The 23,726-nt window shown below is 48.1% G+C and carries 17 protein-coding genes; 3 read left to right on the top strand and 14 right to left on the bottom strand.

What is annotated here, in order from left to right; translation table 11 throughout:
- Positions 1 to 5 precede the first annotated feature (5 nt).
- From QFZ51_RS09060 to QFZ51_RS09025, 8 genes are all read right to left on the bottom strand, one after another.
- The gene (locus tag QFZ51_RS09060; protein ID WP_429045226.1) at positions 6 to 602 is read right to left on the bottom strand and encodes a class I SAM-dependent methyltransferase; all 597 of its coding nucleotides are present in this window, start codon (positions 600 to 602) and stop codon (positions 6 to 8) included.
- Positions 590 to 1,327, bottom strand: coding sequence for a DUF2071 domain-containing protein (locus QFZ51_RS09055; protein WP_429045225.1), 738 nt, complete (start codon positions 1,325 to 1,327; stop codon positions 590 to 592). The genes QFZ51_RS09060 and QFZ51_RS09055 overlap by 13 nt, the downstream gene beginning before the upstream one ends.
- A complete protein-coding gene (locus QFZ51_RS09050; protein WP_429045224.1) occupies positions 1,311 to 1,691 on the bottom strand; it encodes a DoxX-like family protein in 381 nt (126 codons plus the stop codon). Before QFZ51_RS09050 ends, QFZ51_RS09055 begins: the two co-directional genes overlap by 17 nt.
- 83 nt (positions 1,692 to 1,774) lie before the next feature.
- Positions 1,775 to 3,256 carry a glycoside hydrolase family 32 protein gene (locus QFZ51_RS09045; protein WP_429045223.1) on the bottom strand — a complete coding sequence of 494 codons (1,482 nt, stop codon included), beginning with the start codon at positions 3,254 to 3,256 and terminating at the stop codon, positions 1,775 to 1,777.
- An 18-nt stretch (positions 3,257 to 3,274) separates the two neighbouring features.
- Positions 3,275 to 4,993: a RagB/SusD family nutrient uptake outer membrane protein gene (locus tag QFZ51_RS09040; protein WP_429045221.1), complete on the bottom strand. Its 1,719-nt coding sequence runs from the start codon at positions 4,991 to 4,993 to the stop codon at positions 3,275 to 3,277.
- 18 nt (positions 4,994 to 5,011) lie between these two features.
- Positions 5,012 to 8,086 carry a SusC/RagA family TonB-linked outer membrane protein gene (locus tag QFZ51_RS09035; protein ID WP_429045219.1) on the bottom strand — a complete coding sequence of 1,025 codons (3,075 nt, stop codon included), beginning with the start codon at positions 8,084 to 8,086 and terminating at the stop codon, positions 5,012 to 5,014.
- A gap of 42 nt (positions 8,087 to 8,128) precedes the next feature.
- Positions 8,129 to 9,034 carry a carbohydrate kinase family protein gene (locus QFZ51_RS09030; protein WP_429045218.1) on the bottom strand — a complete coding sequence of 302 codons (906 nt, stop codon included), beginning with the start codon at positions 9,032 to 9,034 and terminating at the stop codon, positions 8,129 to 8,131.
- 11 nt (positions 9,035 to 9,045) lie between these two features.
- The gene (locus QFZ51_RS09025) at positions 9,046 to 10,374 is read right to left on the bottom strand and encodes a sugar porter family MFS transporter (RefSeq protein WP_429045216.1); all 1,329 of its coding nucleotides are present in this window, start codon (positions 10,372 to 10,374) and stop codon (positions 9,046 to 9,048) included.
- Positions 10,375 to 10,593: 219 nt separating this feature from the next.
- Between QFZ51_RS09025 and QFZ51_RS09020 the strand changes: the two genes are divergently transcribed.
- Positions 10,594 to 13,359 (top strand): hybrid sensor histidine kinase/response regulator transcription factor, encoded by a 2,766-nt coding sequence (locus QFZ51_RS09020; protein ID WP_429045215.1) that lies wholly within the window; start codon positions 10,594 to 10,596, stop codon positions 13,357 to 13,359.
- Between the two features lie 63 nt (positions 13,360 to 13,422).
- Here QFZ51_RS09020 and QFZ51_RS09015 read toward each other — a convergent pair whose 3' ends face one another.
- The 4 genes from QFZ51_RS09015 to QFZ51_RS09000 form a co-directional block, all read right to left on the bottom strand.
- Positions 13,423 to 13,614 carry a cold-shock protein gene (locus QFZ51_RS09015; protein WP_079469125.1) on the bottom strand — a complete coding sequence of 64 codons (192 nt, stop codon included), beginning with the start codon at positions 13,612 to 13,614 and terminating at the stop codon, positions 13,423 to 13,425.
- A gap of 145 nt (positions 13,615 to 13,759) precedes the next feature.
- Complete coding sequence (locus QFZ51_RS09010; protein WP_370909588.1) at positions 13,760 to 15,676, bottom strand: SusD/RagB family nutrient-binding outer membrane lipoprotein; 1,917 nt, start codon at positions 15,674 to 15,676, stop codon at positions 13,760 to 13,762.
- Between the two features lie 18 nt (positions 15,677 to 15,694).
- Positions 15,695 to 18,811: a SusC/RagA family TonB-linked outer membrane protein gene (locus QFZ51_RS09005; RefSeq protein WP_429045212.1), complete on the bottom strand. Its 3,117-nt coding sequence runs from the start codon at positions 18,809 to 18,811 to the stop codon at positions 15,695 to 15,697.
- A gap of 128 nt (positions 18,812 to 18,939) precedes the next feature.
- Positions 18,940 to 20,124: an ROK family protein gene (locus tag QFZ51_RS09000; RefSeq protein ID WP_429045211.1), complete on the bottom strand. Its 1,185-nt coding sequence runs from the start codon at positions 20,122 to 20,124 to the stop codon at positions 18,940 to 18,942.
- A gap of 268 nt (positions 20,125 to 20,392) precedes the next feature.
- On the opposite strand from QFZ51_RS09000, the gene QFZ51_RS08995 reads away from it, so the two are divergent.
- Positions 20,393 to 20,590 carry a KTSC domain-containing protein gene (locus QFZ51_RS08995; protein ID WP_429045209.1) on the top strand — a complete coding sequence of 66 codons (198 nt, stop codon included), beginning with the start codon at positions 20,393 to 20,395 and terminating at the stop codon, positions 20,588 to 20,590.
- Positions 20,591 to 20,593: 3 nt separating this feature from the next.
- On the opposite strand, the gene QFZ51_RS08990 is transcribed toward QFZ51_RS08995, so the two are convergent.
- Positions 20,594 to 21,445: an AraC family transcriptional regulator gene (locus tag QFZ51_RS08990; RefSeq protein WP_429045208.1), complete on the bottom strand. Its 852-nt coding sequence runs from the start codon at positions 21,443 to 21,445 to the stop codon at positions 20,594 to 20,596.
- 130 nt (positions 21,446 to 21,575) lie between these two features.
- Between QFZ51_RS08990 and QFZ51_RS08985 the strand changes: the two genes are divergently transcribed.
- Positions 21,576 to 22,544, top strand: coding sequence for an NADP-dependent oxidoreductase (locus QFZ51_RS08985; RefSeq protein WP_429045206.1), 969 nt, complete (start codon positions 21,576 to 21,578; stop codon positions 22,542 to 22,544).
- 37 nt (positions 22,545 to 22,581) lie between these two features.
- On the opposite strand, the gene QFZ51_RS08980 is transcribed toward QFZ51_RS08985, so the two are convergent.
- The gene (locus QFZ51_RS08980) at positions 22,582 to 23,718 is read right to left on the bottom strand and encodes a redoxin domain-containing protein (RefSeq protein ID WP_429045204.1); all 1,137 of its coding nucleotides are present in this window, start codon (positions 23,716 to 23,718) and stop codon (positions 22,582 to 22,584) included.
- Positions 23,719 to 23,726: the final 8 nt, after the last annotated feature.

The raw sequence follows: 23,726 nt of genomic DNA, 5'->3' as shown, positions 1-23,726 counted from the left end.
TGAAGTTAGGTACATCCCGCCAAATGCTCCAGTACCACTATTCTTCCGTCAGCAGCCAGGCAGCGACGCAACTCTTTAAAAAAAGTGATCCTTTCCCCTGGATCCCTGATTTCATGCGCCGCCAGCAAAAGAAACACCACATCCGCTGATGCAGGTGCCAGCGGAACAGCGGCCGTGCTGATGATTTTCGTACCAGCATAAGGCACATACCTTTTCCGGGCACGTTCAATAGATACCTCGGTATGCATCTCCGGGTTATAAAAATCAAATACCTGCAAGTCAGCTCCCGGGTATTTATGCGCCAGCAGCTGGCTGGTTTCATCAAACCCTGCGTGGATGTTTACTACACGGCGGCATGGCCGAAGCGCCATATCGTCCAGCCACCGGAAGGTATATAAATCTGAATGGTCGTAAATATACCAGGAGACGACTAACGACGATAAGGTGGCGATGGCAGCTCCACACAACATCAGCCTGGTTAACGTGTATTGCGTGAATAGCAACCCTGCTACCAGTAACAGTAAAAACAACACATAAAAATGCCAGTTAAACCGGATGATATTCACGATGCCCTGAAACGGCGTTCTGTTTACCTTTTCCATAGATCCATTTTTCCTTTTTTCCAGTAGTAGGGAATTTGCCGGATGATAAATGCGTTCGCCAACAGGGCGCCCTGTAACGCAGGCGTGTTCAAAAAACCGGCTTCGCTATGCAACACCGATACCGGTACTGGCATCCAGTTTTCCCGCACACCTTCGATAATCAGCACTTCGCCGGAATGTTCGTTACAGGTAAATGTAAAAGGCAATGGACCTGCAAACCGCCTCGCCTCTTTCCAGTCAGCAAAAGGAGATCCTGCTGGTAATGCTGCTTCAGCACCGGTATCAACCGTGATATTCAACCCAGATGCCACCGATCTAACGGTAACCATATCGTCTTCTCCCGTAATACTGATATCGGTAGTGGTATAACTGTAATGGGTAAACAGGTTACCGAAAAATTCCATCTTCTTACTGTCTGTTTCTGATTTTAAAATATATAACCCCCGTAACCGCTTTCCCTCACTATTGGTATAACGTACAAACACCCGGTAACCGGTTAATACAAAATCATTCCCCATAAATGCCGGGAAGCCTTTAGGCCGCAGGTTCCTCGTTTTCACAATGGCAATGGCTATGAAGGCCCACTGATCCTGGAATATATCCAGCTCCAGTTGCGGAGGTATTAAGGGTTCCAACACCGATACCGGCAACGCATAGGTAAGCACAAGGGAGCTTTCAAAGAACGCTTCCACGGCAAAGGGATGATTTTTAAGAAAGGCTAACATGGGTACTATATTCATTCCGGTAAATGATAAATATAAAAGCGGCAGCGATGATAATATTCATTCTCCCAAACAATAACAGGTCGGGTGCTGCTATAAACTCTATGATGTTCATAGCGGCTACCAGCAGCATTTGCAAAATAACACACCAGCGGGATTTTATCCGGGAAAGTATCCATATCGCCATTCCGGCTTCCAGGACACCGATGATACGGGTCAGTACAGGCGCATGGGATTCGCCAAGTATTCTTGCTACAATTAACTGGTGCCGGGGAACGTAGTTCAGCACTTTACAGTACACGCCATTTATCATCCACACAAGGGCTATTCCGGTGTTAACCACATTTTTTTGCTTACTAAAGGCCATGGGACCAACTTTATCAATACAAGTTAACACAAAAAGCGCCGGTCTCAAAAAAGAGCCGGCGCCTGTCTATAAATAATTCCCCCTTACTTACCCAGGTCCCACGCTTTCAATCCATTCAACTGCACATCGCCGTTTTCTGCAAACACAGCCAGCCCCGTAGCCGCTTTATCCGGGAATATTAAAGTGGTAAGCACTTTCTCCCCGTCGTTTACAAATACCTCTACCGACGATTTATCCAGCAGCACCTGCAACCTGATTTTATTGTTGGCAGATGGAATGCTCATTTGTTGCACGTCTTTTCCATCGCGGATATAGAGCTCATTCCGTTGTACATTATAGCCTACCACTACATCCTGTGCTATCTTAAAACCAAAATCAGCCGCGGTACCAATGGTAAATTCGGCATCCACCCAATTACTATTGGTATTAAAACCTTTGCCGCTTAATTGCAGTTCCTTGCTGTTAAGGGTTTGTGCTTTTAGCTGCAGTTTTTTAGCCGCAGGTAATTTCCGGAGATAGGTACTGATCTCAGCAGATGGCTGTTGAAATAAACGTATACCCGCTGCCGTAGTTTTCAATTGCAGATCGCGTGGAATTGACATCTGCCCGCGCCACGGTGAAGTGGGCGTTTCAAATGGCATAAGCCAGCCGATCATCATCTGCCGGTTGTCCGGCAGATGATTGTAAGGAATGGCGGCATAAAAAGTTTTGCCGTAATCTACAAACAACTGGCTTTCCGGCTTGTTGTCATTGGTGAATGTTTTGCCGTCGAAGTCGCCGGTAAAATACTGCATGCCGGTAGCGGCATCAGGGTTACCGGAAGACACCATCAGCAACCATTTCTTTTTCGCCGGGTTGCCGTCTACATACAACGGCGTTAAAGACGGGCACTCCCATATTTTACGGGTATCGCCCTGGTTGCCAAACTCACTCAGCAGCTCCCAGTTCTTCAGGTTTTCAGATGCGTAGAACTGTACTTTATGCTCGGCAGGTACCGCCACCGTCATGAGCCATTTATGCTGATCTTCCAGCCAGATCACGCTGGGATCGCGGAAATCCTTTTTCTGTATGTCTATAACGGGATTGCCGCTGTAGTTGGTGTAGGTTAAACCACCATCATTACTATAGGCAATAAACTGTGATTCCTTTTGCTGCTTCGGCTGATCTGCCGTGTAAATAGCTACAATAGGAGCCTTCCCGTTTTTACCAAAACCGCTGCTGTTATGTTCGTCCAGCACTGCGGAGCCGGAGAAAGCCCAGGTGGTGGTATCTTTCTTTTCTATTTCCGGAATGGCAACAGGCAGGTGTTTCCAGTTAAGCAAATCCCTGCTGGTAGCATGCCCCCAACTCATATGCCCCCACTTGTTTTCAAAGGGATTATGCTGGTAGTACAAATGATACACGCCGTCTATGTAGATCAGTCCATTGGGATCGTTCAGCCAGTTTTTAGGCGCTGTAAAGTGATATACCGGTCTCCATTGCGGAGTAGGCGTGGCATTATCCTGTGCGTGCAACCATCCGGGTAATAATCCTGCCAGTAATATGGAAAAGAGTTTTTTCTTCATAACAATGATATTTAATTTTTACCAGCCGGTGTTTTGTTTGTATAACCCTTTGCTGTAGTTAATCTGGTTTAATGGTATGGGCAGGTATTCATCCCTGCCTCTTTTGAAGGAAGCATCATTCAGGTGTGACCGGCGTGTTTTTTCCACGGCAAAATAAGCATTGAGATATTCTGCTGCAATACCCCAGCGTACCAGGTCGAAGAAACGGGAACCTTCCATGGCAAATTCCAGCCGCCGTTCCCAGCGTAATGCCTGCCGCGCAAAGTCGGTGGACCAGGTGCAGTTAACGCCCGGCTGATAAGTATTCATCTTATAACTGGAAGTAAAGGTACCATTTGCCTGTTTTAATAAGCCGGTACTGGCAGCCGCTCTTTGCCGCACCTGGTTGATGAGTGGCAGCGCTTCGGCAGCGCGTCCAAGTTCTATCAATGCTTCTGCTTTAAATAACAGCACATCAGCATAACGGATAATCTCCCAGTTTTTGGAGCTCGACATAAAAGGCGGTACCTTCTGAAAAGTAGCATCGCCGGGCAATACCGCTTCTTTGAGGCTCAGGTAGCTGCCATATACCTCCGGCGCACGGGCCCAGGCGCGCTGGTACAGAAAAGCAGGATCATATTTGTAAGGATGTCCCGGAATAGCCACGGTATGATCTAAGCGCGGATCAAAGGTGTGCGTATGAAAATCCGCTTCCGTAACGATGTTCACATTATTGAAAGTTTCAAACATCGGCAGCCCGCTGGCGCTTGTTTGAAAAGCATTCACCAGGTTACTGCTGGGCGAATGAAAACCGCAACAACCATAGGCCTGGTTCATCGGGTAATCCAGTGCATGTCCGTAATCGAGGCGGCCTTTAGGCGTGCCGTCATCCTTTGAATACTGGATAGCGAAAAGGGATTCCGGGCCGTTTTCACTTTTCGACAAAAAGTTGTTCGCATAATCAACGGCCAGCTGGTATTTGCCGGAGGCGATTACTTCATCGCATAAGGTATTTACCTGTTGCAGCAAAGCCGCATCAATACCGGTTACATGGTTATTCTCATCCTGCTTATAGGCTTCATACAATAATGTTTTGGCCAGGTAAGCTTTTGCGGCGAATTTATTGGCCCTTCCTATTTGCGGTTGTATATCGGGGAGATGGGAAGCGGCAAAAGTAAAATCATCTGCGATCTTCGTCCATAGCTCCACGTTGGAATAAGTGCGGTTGGAAATGGTATCATAGGTTTCCTTTGGCGCATTTTCATCGATGTAGGGCACATACTTGAATAATGTTTTCAGCAGGAAATAATAATGTCCTCTCAGGAACTTCATCTCTGCCTGCCGCACTGTTTTTTCCGGAAATTCGCTTTCATTCACTTTATTTAACCGTGCCAGTGCATCGTTTGCGCGGCCAATGCATACATACAGACGAAACCATACCAGGTCGGAGGAACCGTTATCCACCCTGTTCAGGGAAAAGGTTTCATAGAAGTGATAATCGCTGATATCGCCGGCGCCATCACCGCCTTTATAGGCATCGCCACTGCGGATATTGCCATAGGGCCACATGCTGGAATAAGGAGCGGTATAGTGATCGTTGCCCAGTGATGCATAGGCGGCGGTCACCATTTTTTCCAGGTTGGCCGGCGAGTTCAGGTCGTCGCCTGAAATAACACCCTGCGGCGTTTGATCCAGGAATTTGCTGCATGCGCCGAGCAACAGGCAGCTGAGTAAAAGGATATATTTTGTGTACTTCATGGTGGCTGTGTTGTGTGTTTAAAAAGACAGGTTTAAACCGATCGTGCCAATCACCGGAATGGGATAGGCATTGTTAGGATTCTCAGGATCGGTGGCAGTAAAACCTTTGTTTTTTAACGTGAGCAAATTGCTGCCCTGCAGATATACCCGTGCTGTTTGTAAACGCTTGCTGAACATATGCTGGAAACTATACCCCAGTTGCAGGTTCCTGAGTTTGAGATAAGAACCTGATTCCAGAAAATAGGTAGATGTCCGGTTTTCATTGTTACGGTCTACCAGCGTGAGCGCAGGTATGGAAGCATTTGGATGTTGCGGCGTCCATGCATCCAGCGTACGTGCGCCCCAGTTAGTTCCCGGCCAGATGGAGGAGAAGTCGGTGTATGTTTTGTAAGTATTATATACCTGGATGCCCTGTATTCCCTGCAGGAAGAAGGTCAGATCAAAGTGTTTATACTCCAGTGTTACATTCAGTCCGTAAGTAAAATCAGGATCTCCTTTGCCGATATAGTCGCGGTCCTTGTCATCGATCACCCCGTCGCTGTTCAGGTCTTTATAACGGATGCGGCCCACGCCCTTCCCGATTTGCGTGGCATAGTCATCTACTTCCTTTTGTGAGCGGAACAATCCCTCGGCTACGTACCCGAAGGTGGAATTAATAGAGTGGCCGAGAATGGTTTTATCCTGTCCGTTGCCGGGATAGGAAGTCAATACTTCCGGTGGCAGCCTGGTGATCTTATTGCGATAGGTGGCTACGTTACCTGTAACGGTGAGCGCCAGTTCGGGTGCAATGTTACCGTTATACGACAGCAATACTTCCAGTCCTTTATTTTGCATGGAGGCGCCATTAACGAACTTGGTACCACCTTCGCCGATCACTGCGAGGTAAGCCGGGCTGATAAGGATATCGGATGTCTTCTTAATAAAATAATCCACCGAACCGCTAAGGTGATTATCAAACAAACCAAAATCTATCCCGGCATTAGACTCCATGGTGCTTTCCCATTTCAATGCGGGATTCCCCTGCTGGATCAGTGTATACCCCGATGGTAACTGGCCGGAGCCTGCACCGCCCAGATCATACGCGCTGCCGCTGTCGAAATCCCAGGTGGGATCTATACCATAAATCGCAGAGTACAAAGTGTAGGTAGCGTTGTTGGCAATTTCCTGGTTGCCCGATCTGCCCCAGCCATAGCGGAGTTTCAGGTCCGACAGGAAAGGCAGGTTTTGTTTGATGAAATTTTCTTCACTCACGCGCCATCCGAGAGATACCGCAGGAAACATCCCGAAACGGTTTTCTTTACCAAAGCGGGAAGAGCCATCGCGGCGCAATGTCACCGAAGCGAGGTATTTATTATCGTAAGAATAGTTTGCTTTACCAAAATAAGACAACAACGTATAGCCGCTGCCGGTACCGCCGTTATCTTTATTGGAAGATCCTGCATTCAGGTAAGCATAGTCAATATTTTCGAGCGCGTATCCCTGCCTGCTGGCGTAGAAATTCTGCGCAATATATTTAATCTGTTCCCCTCCCAGCAGGAAATCGAACCGGTGCTTCTGCAGGGCCACATTGTAAGTGAGCGTGTTTTGCCATACCCAGTTACCATTATAATCCTGTGAGGTTTGGGAGAAGTTGGACGGATCAGAAAGGAACCCGGAAGTATACGACTTACGCAGGGTACGCTGATAGGTACCGTTATAATCTATACCATAGCTGCTTTTGAAATGGAGGTTTGGAATAATTTCCAGGTCGGCATATACATTACCAAATAAGCGGAGGAAATTACTTTTGTTCTGCCGGTTATCTTCAATGAGGCGCACAGGATTCTGCCGGTCGGTCATGCCGGGTGCGGGGCCACCCCAGCCACCGTCGACGGTGTGTACCGGCACTACCGGTTGTTGCACCAGCGCGGCGAAGAGAATATCCGTGGCTGGCACCAGCGCGTCCCTGATATAGGTAGCCGACAGGTTTTCACCGATCTTCAGCCTGCCTTTAAAAAAGGAATAATCCGTATTAAAGCGGGCGGTTATTTTCCGTTGCTGTGTTTCTTTTACAATGCCTTTGTTGTTATACATGCCTACTGAAAAATAAGAGTTACCTCTTTCGTTACCATTGGCAATAGACACGTTATAGGTTTGCAACAGGGACGTTTGTGCGATCTGGTCGTACCAGTAAGTATCCGCCGGCTTCATGGTTTTGGCGGCATCAATAAATTCTGGCAGATTAATTTTGTTAAGCACCGGGTTGTTGAAATCGCCATTCCAGTCGTATTGGTAAATCTGGTTGTTGTTGGGATCGGTGCGGTCATTTACCGCAGCCTGCCAATAGGCGCGGCCGCGGCCTTCCGTGTTCAGCGTTTTTAACTTGGTACTGTAATCCTGCAAAGAAGCAGATACATCTGCCGTGATGCGGCTGTAGCCTTTCTTCGCTCTTTTGGTGGTAACAATGATCACGCCGTTTGCAGCGCGGGAGCCATAAATGGTGGCAGCAGAAGCATCTTTTAATACCTGGATGGATTCAATATCATTCTGGTTCAGTTCCTGCAATCCTCTTTTGGTAGGAATACCATCTACTACATACAGCGGATCGTTGTTGCCCAGCGTGCCGATACCGCGGATACGTACCGTGGCATTGCTGTTAGGGTCGCCGTTGGAAGTAATGAATACGCCGGGAACGCGGCCCTGCAGGGCTTTCACCGGGTTGCCGAGCGGAATGTCTTTTATTTCGCTCACATTCACTACTGATACGGCGCCGGTAAGATCGGCTTTTTTCTGTGTCTGGTAACCGGTTACGATCACCTGGTTTAAATCGGTGGCATTATCTTCCATTTCTACGGACATACTGCCTTCCGAAGCTTTCAGCGACATTGGCTTCATGCCGATATAGGAGAAGTTGAGCACTTCCCCCACGGCAGCCGGTAATGTAAATTGCCCGCTGCCGTTGGTAATGGTGTTCCTGTTGCCCGACTGTACGGTTACGCCGGGCAAAGGCGTTCTGTTTTGTTTACTGATAACGGTACCGGTGATGTTTCGTTGCTGTGCAATGGCGAAGAGGCCGAACAGCAACATCGGTAATAAGTAAAACAACTTTTTCATAATGGAATTTGTGAAATGGTGGTGTGGAAATGTAATAACTGGCTAAGTGTGCTGTGGTATTTTCATCAGGCTGTATATCTCGGATGGATCGTATGGCGGACAGCCACCGGGGCGGGATGCCACCAGTGCGCCCAATGCATTGGCATAGGCCAGGCTCCAGGCAGGGGAACGTTGTTGCAGCCGGCATGCGAGAAAGCCGGCAAGGAAAGCGTCGCCACTGCCAATAGTATCTGCTACTTTCACGGTTTGTCCTTCCTGGTAGTAAAAAGCTTCATCTATATATCCCATGCAACCTTTGCTGCCCAGGGTGACAACTATTACCGGGATGTTAAACCGGGAAGACAATGCCTTTACCTGTTCTTCGTGCGTAGACCATGCACCATACCAGGCGCTGATCAGCTCCAGTTCAGCAATATTCAGCTTTAGCAGCTGACAGCTGTCCATGAGCCATTCCAGCGTTTCACGGGAGTACCACGGAGTGCGCAGGTTAATGTCCAATACTTTTGTGGCGGTTGATTCCAATGCTTTACGGAGCGTATTCCTGGATACCTCATGCCGGGCCATCAAACTGCCAAAAACAATATACTGCAGGTCATCACCCGTTAATAAAGCCTCCAGGGAAGCATTCCAGCCAATATGATCCCAGGCCACCGGGTACAGGATATCATATTGCATATCGTTATGCGCATCCATCCAGGCATTTACTTTACCCGTGGCGTAAATAGTATTCGTTTGTACGTAAGCGGCAGAGAGCTGCATGTTATTCATCAGTTGCAGCAGTCTTTTGCCATGATCATCTGTACCTGTAGCCGATACCATGGCAACGGACTGCGACAGTTTCTGTAAATGATACGCTACGTTCATGGGAGCGCCGCCGGGCAGTTCCTGGTCTGGTAATATGTCCCACAATATTTCCCCGAGGCAGGCGATGTTATACTTTGTTGTCATAAAATGTTTGTTTAATGCACGACCATTGTCATTTCAATTTCTTCCAGGGTTTGTCCTTTTGTTTCCGGCATCCAGCGCCATACAAAGAGTAGTTGCAATACCATCATCACACAGAAGAAGGCGAAAATGTGACCACCGCCAATATGGCTGGCGAGCCAGGGGAAAGTAAAAGCAATGACGGCGGCCATGATCCAGTGGGTAAAGCTGCCCAGCGTTTGACCTTTGGCGCGTACCGCGTTTGGAAATATTTCAGAGATAAATACCCAGATCACGGCGCCCTGCGAGAAGGCAAAGAATGCCATATACACCAGCAGGTAGGAAATCACGGCAATACCGCCGGTATGCATATAAAAGGAAATAGCGGTGAGGCCCAGGGTGGCAATAAGCCCAACGGTACCTATCAGCATCAGTTGCCGGCGGCCTATGCGGTCGATAAACCGTATAGCCGTTAACGTAAAAATGAAGTTCACGATGCCCAGTCCGACCGTAGAAAGCAAAGAAGACGCCGTGCCTAAACCGGACATTTCAAAAATGCGGGGAGCATAATAAATGATAGCATTAATACCCGACACCTGGTTGAAGATGGCAAACAATACTGCCAGCATTACCGGCGTGCGGTACTTGCCGGAGAACAGCCGTTCCTTTGGCGCGCCAATGCTCTGGTGCCTCGACTGCCGGATGGTGGTGATATCGTCCTCGTAACCGGCGGGGTTGATGATTTGCAGGGTTTTGATGGCGGCAGCTTCTTTTTTACCGTGCAACAGCAGCCAGCGGGGACTTTCCGGTACCCAGCGGAGCAGTAGCAGGAACATAGCCGCGGGGAATGCCTGGATGCCCAGCATCAGGCGCCAGGAGTTTTCACCTCCATATCCGCCAATGAAATAGTTTGATAAATAAGACACGAGGATACCGAAAACCACGTTAAACTGGAATAAAGCGACCATTCGTCCGCGGTAGGAAGCAGGTGATACCTCTGAAATATATACCGGGGCCGTTACAGAAGAAGCGCCTACACCGAGACCGCCGATAAAACGGCATACCAGGAAAAAGTACCAGTTGGTAGCCATTGCTGTACCCACTGCCGACACCAGGTATACCAACGCTACCAGCAGCAGGGTGGCACGGCGTCCTAGTTTATCCGAAGGCGTGCTGCCTCCCAATGCGCCAAACACCGTTCCTATTAATGCAATGGATACCGTAAATCCATGTTGTACTTCCGTTAAATGCCAGTATTGCTGAATATGTTGCTCCGCACCGGAGATGACAGCGGTATCAAAACCAAAAAGAAAACCGCCAAGTGCTACCACAAAAGCCCAGAAGAAAACAATCTTGTTGTTCATAACGTAGAAATAAGTTTTGATCGATAAGTCAAACCTACTTCTTTGCTAAAGGCTGCCGTTATTGTATAGCACCGCTTTCTTTCGAAATTATAACAACGGGCATAAAATCAGTTAATATATTGACATATATATTTTTATACATTAAGATAGATATATTTCAGGCTAACGTCTTTCAATTTTGTATCATTGTTTTTCGAAATAAAACCAAAATTATTCCACTTGCCAGCAGTATTAAAACGATATCTCTGTTTAATAAGTCTTTTCCTGTTGATGTATGTCGCAGGATGCCGCCCGGAAACCGGACCGAAATACCGGATCGGTTTTTCCCAGTGTACCGGCAACGACGACTGGCGCCGGAACATGCTCACGGAAATGAAGCGGGAGCTTTTCTATCATCCGGAGATGCAGTTATTGTACAGAGATGCGGAAAGTGACAGCAAGCGGCAGGTACAGCAGATCGAGGAACTGCTGGCGGGGAAAATAGACATCCTGGTGGTATCCCCTAATGAGGCCGCGCCCCTGGCGCCGGTAATAGCCGCTGCCTATGGAAAGGGCATCCCGGTGATCATCCTGGATCGTAAGGCCGCCACGGACTCTTTCACCGCTTACATCGGGGGCGATAACTACAATATCGGTAAGCTGGCAGCAGAATATATTGCCGCCCGGCTGAATGGCCACGGGCGTATTATAGAGGTGACCGGGCTTCGTGGATCTTCTCCCACCGTGGAAAGGCACCAGGGGTTCCGTGATGCCCTCGCACACTACCCCGGCCTGAAAGTGATAGCCACCCTGGAAGGCAGCTGGGTGGCAGATAAAACGCGGGAAGCCGCCGCACGCAACGATTCCGCCGTGCAGCAGGCGGATGTAATCTTCGCACAAAATGATGTGATGGCGTATAGCATGTACCGTTATTGCCGGGAAAAGGGCCTCAAACAAACCCGGTTTATTGGTGTAGATGCTTCACCTTACCCCGATGCCGGGATAGACCTGGTATCGCGCGACATCCTCAGCGCGTCGCTGCTGTACCCCAGTGGCGGCAAAGAAGCCATCAGCATGGCTGCGGATATACTCGCCGGGAAAAAGGTACCCCGCAATACGCTGCTTCAAACCGTACTGATCGACAGCAGCAATGTAAAGCTGATGCGCCTGCAGATAGATAAGATACAGGCCCAGCACCAGGAAATAGAAAAGCAGCAATCATTGCTGCAGGAGCAGCTTTCGCTGTACCAGGACCAGCAGCACCTGCTGCGGATAGTAGTCACCACGCTGGGCATCGCTTTCCTGCTCGGTATTGTGCTGATCTTCATTTTACGCACCAACCGCCGGATCAATCAGCAACTGAAACAACAGCGCGATGAAATTCTCCAGCAACGGGACCAGCTGGTGGAAATGACCGCCCGCGCGCAGGAGGCCACAGAGGCCAAGTTCACCTTCTTCACAAACCTCTCGCATGAATTCCGTACCCCTTTAACCCTCATACAGGCGCCACTGGAAAACCTGATGGGCAGCAGGCAGCTCTCTTCCCCGCAGAAACAGCAGCTGGAACTGATGCGCAGGAATGTGACCCACCTGATGCGGCTGGTAAACCAACTACTGGAATTCCGCCGGATTGAAAGCGGCAAACTGCAACTGAAAGTATCAGAAAATGAGCTGCCAGCCTTTATGCTGGATATTATGGAAGCATATAAAGGTATCGCGGTTAAAAAACATATCGATTTCCGGCTTATCAGCCGGCAGCCCGGCATCAAAGCCTGGTTCGATCAACACCTGTTTGACCGGGTATTATATAACCTGTTGTCCAACGCTTTCAAATTTACCAGCGACTACGGCAAAGTGCATATTTACCTGGAACAGCCTGCAGCCGGGCAGGAAGCGGTAATACGTATTGAAGATGATGGCAGCGGCATGGATGAAAACACCCTGGCACATGCCTTTGAACTGTTTTACCAGAGCCGCAACAATGAACATAAAGGAACCGGTATCGGGCTGGCACTCACCCGCGAAATCATTTCCCTGCATCATGGCAGCATCACCGTAAAAAGCAGTAAAGGCGCCGGCACCACCTTCAGTATTACCCTGCCGGGTACTTCCGCCCCTTTTGCACCAGAGGAAATTCAGCAGGAAGATGAACATATGAATGTGATCAATCACTCGCTGCATAGCTATACGGACGACCTGGACGACACGCCGGCAGAAGAAATACCGCTCACCCTGCAGGCACATCCTCATTCGGTGCTGCTGATTGAAGACCACCCGGACCTGAATCATTTCCTGGCCGATTTTCTCAGCGGTCAATATGAAGTGTTCCACGCCGGCAACGGCGCAGATGGGTTAAAGCTGGCCTTTGAGCATGTACCGGACCTGATCCTTTGCGATATTATGATGCCGGGCATGGATGGGATCCAGGTGCTGGAGACTTTAAAAAAAGATATCCGTACCTCGCACATCCCGGTAATCCTGCTCAGCGCCAACAGCAGCGAGGAACAACGTATAAAAGGCATGCAGCACAATGCAGACGCCTATATCAGTAAACCCTTCCACCTGAAATACCTGGCGGAAAGCATCAGCAGCATGCTCAATAACCGGGCTTTGCTGAAAGATCACTATATCGCCGAACCTGACACCCGGGTACACAGTACCCAATCCAGCAAACCAGACCGTAAGTTTGTGAATGACTTTACGGCCATCGTGGAGGCAAACCTGGGAAACGACCAGTTTGGGGTGGAAGATATCTGTCAGCAGCTGGCTATTTCAAAAATGCAGCTGTACCGTAAAGTAAAGTTGTTATTAAATTGTAATGTGAACGACTATATCCTGGATGCGCGGGTTAAAAAAGGCAGGTACCTGCTGGCGAATTCAAAGTTATCGGTAGCGGAAATAGCCTATGAGTGCGGATTTTCCTCTCCAGCCTACTTTTCCACAGTGTTTAAGGCGCGTACACAGCAAACGCCCAAAGCATTCCGTGACAAGAAAAGCGAGGGATAGTTAAGGGCATAAAAAAAGGGCTGATCTTGCTGATCAGCCCCCCAGAAAATAAGATATGTAAACTTAGATAACTTTTACGTTAACTGCATTCAGACCTTTTTTACCATTTTCAACTTCATACGTTACGGTGTCATTCTCACGAAGTTCGCCAGTAGTACCGGAAATATGAACGAAAATATCCTGTCCACCATTAGATGGAGTGATGAAACCAAATCCTTTGGATTCATTGAAAAATTTAACTGTACCTTGTTGCATTATATTGTATTTGCTCACAAGATAGTCTAATATATCCGTATCACCTAAGAGTTTTTTTCTGATAGTGGTCCGGCTTGCTCTAAAACAAGAGCTGACCGGGTTTTACGCGGTCAGCTTTTTTTAATAAATATAAGTGAACAGCAAATTATTGCTTAATTGCCCACCATAATGGTGTTAATACTTCATCTCCGCCAGCTCCAAGAAAGCTGACAGCCTGGTCGTATCCGGCAGCATTGGTATTCTTCAGGGAAGAAGGATACTTCAGGCGCTGCGGGAAGAACTTCACATTGCTGGTCATATAATTGGAAGCATTGAGTGTAGGCAATGTACCCAGTGGCTCTTCCACGTTGGGATTTTCGAAGAAAGGCAAACCAAGTCTGCGTTTATCATTCCATCCTTCCAGCGGTAGCCAGGGAACCTGTGCTATATATTTCTGGGTGATGATCTTTGTTAAGAGATCGTTTTTAACGGTACCATTCTTATACAGGTTATTCACCGGATACTTGATTGCCACGGTGCCCGCCGTATTGGTATAACCATTTTTGAAATCCATGGTATGGGTAGCAGGGGGCTCTATGGTATGATCCCAGCTAACAGAAGTACCAGTCATGTTATAGCTGGTAGAGGCCAGGTAAGTACCCAGGAACCCGTCCACCTGCCAGTATTCGAAACTCTGGGCGATGCCTTTTTCGTAGGCGGCTTTACCACCCAGTGGCACCGTCCATCCTCTTACCGCAGCTTCTGCCAGCAGGAAATGTGTTTCCCATGGAGCAAAGAAGATGCGTTTGTTAGCGCTGTTCCTGAACTGCTGACCCAGACGGGGAGCTGCACCAGGGAAAGCCCTCCACTGGTTCCTGGTTCCCTTTACGCCCCATGCGCCTGCATTGGAACCGTTCCAGGCAAATTTACCGTCCAGTGTTTTCACCACGGCGCCAGTGCCATCCAGCAGGTTCCGGGCGGTTGTTTCCCAGGTAGGCCTGTCGTAAGAAGGATATTTACTAAAGTTGGGATTTGTAAAATCCCCGGCCGGGATAAATGCTTTATAAGCACGGGGGTCAACCGTTTGCGGTAATCCATCGAACCAGAAACCTGCAAACGGATCATTCGTCATGGTAGAGAAATGGTCTGTCAGCTGCAAACCGGCCCAGTTGGCTGGTCTTATGTATGATTGCAGGGAAGCATCTACCTGGTCAGCAGTTTTTACACTTCCTAAACCGGTATAAATGTTTTCCAGGGTGGTAGACAGGATCTGGGAATTCCATTCGCGGCTCATTACGCCGCTAAGTGCATCCCATCCTGGCTTTTCCTGTACCTGGAAAATATCGGTCATGTTAGTCATCAAGTCGCCCGCTGCTGCTGCCTCAAATTCTGCTTTAGCCTTACCGGGATCTACTTCAGACAAACGCATGGCCAGGCGTAAGCGCATGGAGTTGGCATAACGTTTCCACTTCATGAAATCATATCCAAAAGCGGGATCGGTTTTCTTCAGTTCATCAGATGCGACAATAGTGGTGTTCAGCTTGGAGCTGGCATCCTTCAGTTCATCCAGCGCAAAGTAGTATACATCTTTCACGCTTACGAATTCGGGGTTGGTACCCTGGAATGCGTTGATGGGAATAGGACCGAAGTTATCGGACAATTCACTCAGCAAATAAGCGCGCCAGATACGGGCCACCTGTTTCAGGTTATCCGTATATGGTTTGGTATCGCCGGCTTGTGTTTTTTCATCAGCAATCTGGATGGCTGTATTAATGCTGTTTAACCAGCCGGAGCTATAGCGATAGTATTCGGAAGACCATCCGTCATCTACTGCGCCGGAAGACAAGCCTCCGCTGAGGTGCTGCCGGCTAGCAGTTTTCCAGTATAATACAAAAGAACGTTCCGCAATATTGGGATCCATCTGTGCGCCGATAATGGAATTATTGATAAAGTATTCCACCTGTACCTGGTTAAGGCTGGCGTCTTTCGGATTTTGATTGATCTCTTCAAATTTATTACAGGCAGACATCACCATCGCGAAAGCAGCCAATGCCCAGCCTGATTTTATGAGTATCTTCTTCATTTCAGTTACAATTAAAAGTTAAAAACTAAGGCTCAGGTTCACCAGGAAAGTACGGGTGGTTGGAGGAGCACCGTTTTCAAAACCAGTGGCATTTGTACCTACCGCAAATACGGATTCCGGATCCAGGCCGCGCATATGGCTGGAAATCATCCATACGTTGTTACAGGATACACCTACTTTAGCAGACTGGATAGGTGTTCTGCCCAGTAATTTTTTTGATAGGTTATAGCTCAGCTGAACATTTCTGAGACGGATATTGGAAGCGTCGTAGATGTTCAGTTCAGACACGCCGAGATTACCTACGTTGGTATTCACTGATTCCCAATATTGCTGTGTAGTGATTGATTTGGTATTGGCAGTATAACCGCCGGCGCCATTTGATACTACCCCTGCAAGTGTCATGTCATCTCTTTTTCCACCGGGTGCAGTGATATCCGCTGTTCCGGCTCTCTGCATCATTGCCTGGGTTACAGAGAACATGTCTCCGCCAAAACGGGCATCAATCAGGAAAGCAAAGGTGAAGTTTTTGTAACCGAAGCTGTTGGTAATACCGAGTAATGCTTTGGATTGCTGGTTACCTAAACGAACATTCTGTTCACCACGTTGTGGTCTGCCTTCTGCAGTGAGCAGCAGCTGGCCATAGTGTTCACTCTTTTCGTCTGTTACACGCAGGAATTTGCTACCGTAAATTTCACCGTACAATTGACCGGCAACCGCTACGATGGATACATCATCGAAGCCACCCAGCTGGTATCTGTTCACTTTATCAGCAGCAGATATTTCGATAACTTTATTCCTGTTCATAGACAGGTTACCGGAGATGTTCCAGATGAAGCCTTTATCAAGGATCTTTGCATCTGCCATAATTTCAAATCCGCTGTTCTGGATATTACCGGCATTGATCTTTCTTTTTTCGTAACCGCTGGCAGGATCCATTGGCAGATCGATCAGCTGGCGGGTAGCATTTGATTTATAGTAGCTGAAATCCACACCAAACCTGTTATCCGCAAAGCGCAGCTCAGTACCTACTTCATAGGATTTAATCAACTCACTGCGAACATTTGGATCAAAGAGAGTAGTTTTCCTGGAGGCAGTCGGGTTACCATTAGGATCCCTGTCGATCGTATATGTATTCAGCAACTGATAGGGCGAAAGACTGTTACCAACTTCTGCATAGGAAGCACGGAGTTTACCGTAGCTGATCCATTTAGGCAAGCTCTTAAACTGTTCTGTAAATACATAAGAGAAACTCACAGAAGGATAAAAGAAAGAGCGGTTAGCAGGACTGAGGGTAGAGGACCAGTCGTTACGCATAGTTCCATCCAGGAACAGGTAACCATCCCAGTTTACACCCACAGTACCATACAGGGAATTAATACGTTGTTCCGTTACTTCGTCCGTGATACCCGGATTACCCTGTGAGTTTTTGATGCTGAACAGATCCGGTACCAACAGCGAAGCGGCGTTGTTGCTTAGCCTGGAGGAGTGTTGCTGCATCAGGTTACCGCCTACGCTTGCAGACGCACCAAACCTGCTGAACAGGTTATCTTTCTTTGCCGTGATCAGGGTACTGTAGTTCAGTTCAGAGAAGGTAAATTTGCCCACGCTGTAACTACCATTGGTAGAAAGCGGGCTACCTGCATAGGTTTTAGCTTCTGTATTGGTGGTATAAATATCAGCACCTGCTTTTACTTCTGCATTTAACCAGTCGGTGAACTGGTATTTAATGCTTCCGTTCATGATAAAGCGGTTACGGATATCTTCGTTCTGACTGTAACGGCTTGCCCAGTATGGATTCACCTGGTTGCCGGTACCATACCAGCGCATAGTGCCCAGCTCATTCAAAGGATCTTTAAACTGGGTGATATCCATTGTACCAGGCAGGGTATATAACAGGGAAGAATAGTTCCTGCTGTTTACACCGGTTGTAGGCCTGTTCCTGGCGTTGGTATTAGAGTATTGAACTTTAAAATCGGTAGACAAACGTTCAGCTGTTCCATACTTAGTAGTGGCTCTGGCCATGAGATTTACCCTGGAGAGTTTGGTACCTGGAATCATACTGTTATCGTTCATGTAATTGAGGGAGGTGTACACAGACGTTTTATCCAGCTGTTGCTGAAATGAAATGTTTTCGTTGTGGTTTACCCCGGTCTTGTAAAAATTGTTGATGTTGTTGAAGTAACGGAGTTTTTCCGTTTTGCCGTTCCAGTTAGTAACATCCTGACCTGCAATTTTTGGTCCCCAGCTGGTAGTACCTATTGGATCATAATCATTCACAGAACCCTGTCCGAAACTTTTCTGCATGTCAGGATTTGTGAATATGCTTTCAAAACCTACTGTAGAAGATACGGCAATGCCCATACCATTTGACTTCTTACCGGTTTTGGTGGTAACAAGAATAACACCATTACCTGCGCGGCTACCATACAAGGCGGCAGCGGAAGGTCCTTTCAGCACAGAGATGCTGGCGATGTCGTTCGCGTTCAGATCAGCGAGACCATTACCCATATCCAGTGATGGATTCCAGAAATCGTTGTTGCCATCTGTTACGCCCACGAAATTATCTACCGGAATACCGTCCACTACGATCAACGGTTGATTGTTCCCGGTGAGGGAGTTATTTCCGCGCAGATTAATTTTAGAAGAACCTGCAGGACCGGTGCTGGAGCGGATCACCTGTAAGCCCGCCACCACGCCGGTAAGCGCGTTGGTAAGATTGGGTTCATGCGCATCTATCAGCGTAGCACTTTTTACTTCCTGCATGGCATATCCCACGGATTTTTTCTGGCGGGTAATGCCTAGAGCAGTTACTACCACTTCGTTTAACCCTTTGGAAGTTTCTTCCATTACCAGGTCAAAATTAATGGAAGTACCTACCGGCACTTCTTTGGTAGTAAACCCTACGCTGGAAACAACCAGCGTTGCTCCGGGGCCTACCTGGAACTTAAACGCTCCTTTTTCATTGGTTGTTGCGCCATTGGTAGTACCTTTTTCAATGACTGTTGCATAGATTACGGGAGCGCCGGAAGCGTCTTTCAGGGTACCGGATACCCATTTTTTTTCCTGTGCGGAAACGCTTTGATAGCACGTTGCCACTAAACACGTTAGCAGCAGGAAGCCTAGCCACCTTTTCATTAGTGTGAATTTAGATGAAGATGAATAATCAAGGCATAGTTTCTCTGATGGCATGGGAAGCCCGCATGCTGCAGGTAGTTACTGCCTCATTTTTGATTGATACAAGTGAACGTTATTGCTTTGTTTTACTACAGTTGGCCTTTATCGAGGTGTTCCATAACAAGTGCTGCAGCGCCAAGTCTTTCCGCCGCATACCCCAGAGGCGAGATTATTATTTCAATATTTTCAGCGATTTTTGGTATACAATGTTCATTTAACGCATGCTGTACAGGCGCCAGCCATAACTTTCCGGCTAATGTTCCTCTCCCGCTTAAAATGATCAGGTTAGGATTCAACAAGTGAATAAGGATGGCAATGCCGCGTCCGATATGATAACCCGCCTGTGATAATAATTCCACCGCGTAATTATCGCCCTTTACCGCTGCATCCATAATTTTTCTAAACGTGTCGTCGCGGTTGTCCATCGACAAGTCTTTCATAACGGTAGTTCTTCCTTCCCTGATACCAGCTACCGCTTTTTCTGCAATCACCGACAATGAGGTTTCCGTTTCCAGGCATCCCATTTTCCCACAGCTGCAGATCTTATTATTGGTAAAAAGCGGGATGTGTGAGAACTCCCCTGCAAACCCGTTTTCTCCCCTGAAAAGATCACCATTCAGCACCATTCCCAAACCTATACCCCAGCCTATATTAATAACCAGTGCATTTTGCCTGTTCCGGGCTGCTCCCAGTTTCCATTCCGCGAGCGCAATTAAACTGGAGTCGTTGTCAATGATCACCTGTAAACCGGTAAGCGCTTCGAGGTATCCATTGATACTGCCGTAGTGCTTGTCGAAGAAAGAATAATTGATGCCCTTTGTTACATCTACAAAACCCGGCATCCCGATACCAATGCCTGCAAACTTTTCCAACGGGATTCCTGAATGATCGATAAATGCTTTCAGTTCCTGCCCCAGTTGTGCGATGGCGTCCGGATGTGCCGACAGGTCCAGCGACACCATGCGTTCTTTTCCCACTGTTCTGTTCTGCATATCCAGTATACTGATACTGGTTACAAACTGGTCCATCGCTACCGATAAAATGTACATGTAGTCCGGCTTCACAGAGTACATCTGCGGGCGCCTTCCTCCAGTGGAAATGGCATACCCCGATTCCAATACCAAACCGCTTTTCACGAGTTCATTCAAAGCTTTGGTGGTATGCGGGAGACTCCTGCCGGTGAGCAGCGTGAGATCGGCACAGGATAATTCCTTGCTAAAGTACAGGTGTTTTAATAACGTTTTTTTAAATATTTCCTGGCGATCAGACACCATTTAGATGATTGTTTGCTTACAGTTTAAATCTACATCAATTTGGTACAAGTGAACAACATTATCAGTAAAATGCTGATTCAAGATAGGCAAACTTCTGTAAATTTTACAAGAACTTTTATGAAAATTTTAATTAGTTGGCAATAATTATCAAAATTATACGATAAGTTATCTTGTAAATGTTAATTCTGCATCAGAAAAAAGCAAAATAGTTCCAGCTGGTGACCGGGTTGGCATGTCGCACCGGTATGATAATTGATCCGGCACCGGTATGCCTTCATCTGTGGTAGCCCGTATGATATATGACGCAGAAACGCGTACGCTCCGGATTATATTCGTGTCGGGGATGATATATGATTACAAGGACGTGCCTGAAGCGGTATACCTGGCAATGAAGTCGTCCGGTTCAAAGGGCATCTATCTCAACAAACACATCAAAGGGCATTATGATTTTGAAAAGGTAAAATAACCATTATGCGGCGCCATGCATGGCCTGCCGCCGGATATCGCTCATCCCCTTCTGGTAAAACCGTTTCATCATTTTATTCAGGTGGCTGCTGTCCGTGAAACCAAGGTCCCAGGCAATTTCCTTAAAGGGCAGGTCGGTGTACAGCGCCTTCGCCTCGGCCAGTTTTAATTTGGAACGGAGCACAAACTCCTGGTAGGTTTCACCGGCGTTACGTTTGAAATATTCGCTGAAATAAGTAGCCGAGATATTGAACCGCTGGCATAAATAAGACAACGTAATTTTTTCTTCGTCGAGCAAATGATATTGAATGTGCAACAGTACTTCCGCAAAACGCCTGCCTTCCACGCCCTGTCCGCCGGGAAGCTCCATTGCCACATTGCGGGCTATCAGCTCCAGCACGGCCACCATCAATCCCTGCATAATGCGCCGCGAATGATTGTCGGAACGCTGCTGCTCATACATCAGCAACTCCAGTAAACGAACCAGGTGCTGTTTGTCGCTGTCCACGGTGATCAGCTCCCCTGCCCTGCGGTTATAATTACCAATGATGAAATTGAGGCGGCAGAACCATTTCCCGAAATCTATCACACAGTCCTGTTCTCCCGAAAAAAAACTGGCGTTGAACTGGATAAACAGGAAAGTAGTGGGCTGATCTATCCGGTAGGTATGGCAGTCGGACGACGGCAACAGGAAAATACTTCCTTTGCTGTAACCGGAACGGGTATGCTCTACCTGCTGTTCCCCGCTGCCTTCGAGGATATACACCAGTTCAAAAAAGTTGTTCCTGCGGTTGCGTTTTTCCCAGCGCTCCAGGGTGGTGATGCTGATGCTAAACGGGTCGTGTACCTTTTCCATACTGTAAATGTAAGTAATAAACTGCCGCTGCATAAGGGGCATCCCATCCTGTTACTGCTGTTTCCTTTTACGGTACGGGCGTACCGGCGGACGGCTGGTTAGCTTTGCTGTCATAAAAAATGAAGATCACATGAAAGCAATTATTTTAGAAAGACTGGATAAAAACGCCCCTCTCACCCTGTCACACACCGCCATACCGGCTATTGCTGAGGACGAAGTACTCATTGAAAACAAAGCGATAGGCATTAACCCGGTCGACTATAAAACACTGGAGGACTATACCACGCCCGACGGACTACGGGCCAGCTGGGCGCCTGCCCTGGATGGTATTTCGCCGCTGATCCTGGGATCGGATATTGCCGGCGTGGTAACGGCAGTGGGTAGCGCTGTCACCAAATTCAAAACAGGCGACGAAGTATTCGGGATGATCAGGATGCCGGGGCATGGCCGCGTATTCGCGGAGTATGTTGCGGCGCCGGCTATCCATCTTGCTAAAAAACCGGGGAATATATCCTTTACAGAAGCGGCTGCAGCAACACTGGCAGCGGTTACGGCATGGCAAAACCTGCATACGCATTACACGGTAAAAAAAGGCGACCGGGTGCTCATCACTGCACCGGCAGGCGGCGTTGGTCATTATGCCGTGCAAATGGCTAAAGCAGCAGGCGCCTATGTAATAGCCGTAACTACCGCCGCCAATGCCGGTTGGGTACTTCAATTGGGCGCCGATGAGATCATCGACTACCATCACTTTGATTTTGAACAGGCTGATAGCCTGCAACTGAACCTGGTACTGGATTCCGGCGGAAGATACCCGGCCTCCCTGTATGAAAAACACTTCGCGCCGGGCGCCGCCCTGTTCTACCTGCCGCATGGCCTGCCGGCAGCTACCACCCAATACTACCAGTCGAAAGGATTTGATGTACGCTTCACCGGCGTTGCCTCCGACGAAAAAGCGATTGACGCCATCGCCGTATTGCTGCAGTCAGGAAAAATAAAATCTTACATCGATAAAGTGTTTCCGTTCGACCAGATGCGGGCGGCCATAGATGAAATGAAAAAGGGCACTACGAAAGGAAAGATCGTAGTAACCCTTTAACAAACATGGATAACAGCCGGGGTATTTCCGGCTGTTATTAATGCGGCAGTAGCTCCGCCAGTTTTTTATCCAGGTCTTCCCCACGCAGGTTTTTGGCCACAATTTTCCCTGCTGGATCCAGCAGGAAATTTTGCGGCACTGCACGAACACCGTATAATTTCGCTACTTCATTTTCCCAGTACTTCAGATCAGATACGTGCGTCCAGGTGAGTTGATCGGTATGAATGGCTTTCAGCCAGGCATCGTGCCCGTTAGCCTGATCCAAAGATACCCCCAGGATGGTGAAGGACTGGTCTTTGTATTTATTATAGGCTGCTACCACGTGCGGATTTTCTGCACGGCAGGGGCCACACCAGCTGGCCCAGAAATCCACCAGCACATATTTGCCGCGGAAATCGGTAAGGTTTACCGGCTTGCCCAATGTATCATTTTGTGTAAACAAGGGCGCAGTAGCGCCAATAGCGGTTTGCTTCCAGCCATTGATCAGCGCAGCCACTTCTTTTCCCTTTTTGCTTTCCTTCACCCCGGCAGATAAAGTGTTGAAAACCGTTTCCAGCTCCGCAGGGTTTTCGGGAATGGAGCCGGCACTGCTTTGCAGGGCATCCAGGCTTACCAGGGATGCAGGATTTTCTTTTATAAACGCCTGGTAGATCTTTTTTTCTTCTTCACGGATAGCCTTACTTTTTCCATCGTAAGTTTTCCGGAATTCCGGTGATTTACGGGCTTCTTCTGTAGCGGCAATATAATCTTCCGTGAGCTGATCTCTTTGCGCAGCCGTTGCTTTCAGCTTTGCCTGCAGGCGCTGCTGATCGTTGTTAAGACGGGAACCTTTTATGGTAGCATTATACACAGAATCTTTACCACTGAGAACAATGGTACCTTTTTCAAGGTATACCGCCAACATATCAGACTTATAAGACATCATATTGGTAGGCGGGGTATGACGCAGTACCAGCGTAGCTTTCACAGGGTCGCCCACTTTGCCTTTAAATTCAAATACGCCCTGCTGCAAGGCGGCTGAATCCCTTACGACAGTGCCATTGGCCCGGTAAGTGAGAAACAGTTTGGCGGGAGCATCCAGTGTCCCTATTTTCCCTTTCAGCACATATGTTCCGTCCTGCGCCAGGAGCGCTGCCGGCAATAACGCCAGCATTGATACTAAGATGTGTTTCATTTGGTTTT

Origin of the sequence: Chitinophaga sp. W3I9, from assembly GCF_050434025.1 — a bacterium.
Lineage (GTDB): Bacteria > Bacteroidota > Bacteroidia > Chitinophagales > Chitinophagaceae > Chitinophaga.
Note: the sequence above shows the minus strand (reverse complement) of the source record. Positions and strands in the feature narration are given on the sequence as shown.

Coding starts and splice junctions, on each gene's coding strand:
- QFZ51_RS08990 (WP_429045208.1), bottom strand. CDS start 21,445: ATGGAAAAGGTACACGACCCGTTTAGCATCAGCATCACCACCCTGGAG.
- QFZ51_RS09005 (WP_429045212.1), bottom strand. CDS start 18,811: ATGAAAAGGTGGCTAGGCTTCCTGCTGCTAACGTGTTTAGTGGCAACG.
- QFZ51_RS08995 (WP_429045209.1), top strand. CDS start 20,393: ATGCCTTCATCTGTGGTAGCCCGTATGATATATGACGCAGAAACGCGT.
- QFZ51_RS09040 (WP_429045221.1), bottom strand. CDS start 4,993: ATGAAGTACACAAAATATATCCTTTTACTCAGCTGCCTGTTGCTCGGC.
- QFZ51_RS09035 (WP_429045219.1), bottom strand. CDS start 8,086: ATGAAAAAGTTGTTTTACTTATTACCGATGTTGCTGTTCGGCCTCTTC.
- QFZ51_RS08980 (WP_429045204.1), bottom strand. CDS start 23,718: ATGAAACACATCTTAGTATCAATGCTGGCGTTATTGCCGGCAGCGCTC.
- QFZ51_RS09055 (WP_429045225.1), bottom strand. CDS start 1,327: ATGTTAGCCTTTCTTAAAAATCATCCCTTTGCCGTGGAAGCGTTCTTT.
- QFZ51_RS09000 (WP_429045211.1), bottom strand. CDS start 20,124: ATGGTGTCTGATCGCCAGGAAATATTTAAAAAAACGTTATTAAAACAC.
- QFZ51_RS09010 (WP_370909588.1), bottom strand. CDS start 15,676: ATGAAGAAGATACTCATAAAATCAGGCTGGGCATTGGCTGCTTTCGCG.
- QFZ51_RS09050 (WP_429045224.1), bottom strand. CDS start 1,691: ATGGCCTTTAGTAAGCAAAAAAATGTGGTTAACACCGGAATAGCCCTT.
- QFZ51_RS09015 (WP_079469125.1), bottom strand. CDS start 13,614: ATGCAACAAGGTACAGTTAAATTTTTCAATGAATCCAAAGGATTTGGT.
- QFZ51_RS09025 (WP_429045216.1), bottom strand. CDS start 10,374: ATGAACAACAAGATTGTTTTCTTCTGGGCTTTTGTGGTAGCACTTGGC.
- QFZ51_RS09045 (WP_429045223.1), bottom strand. CDS start 3,256: ATGAAGAAAAAACTCTTTTCCATATTACTGGCAGGATTATTACCCGGA.
- QFZ51_RS09060 (WP_429045226.1), bottom strand. CDS start 602: ATGGAAAAGGTAAACAGAACGCCGTTTCAGGGCATCGTGAATATCATC.
- QFZ51_RS09030 (WP_429045218.1), bottom strand. CDS start 9,034: ATGACAACAAAGTATAACATCGCCTGCCTCGGGGAAATATTGTGGGAC.
- QFZ51_RS08985 (WP_429045206.1), top strand. CDS start 21,576: ATGAAAGCAATTATTTTAGAAAGACTGGATAAAAACGCCCCTCTCACC.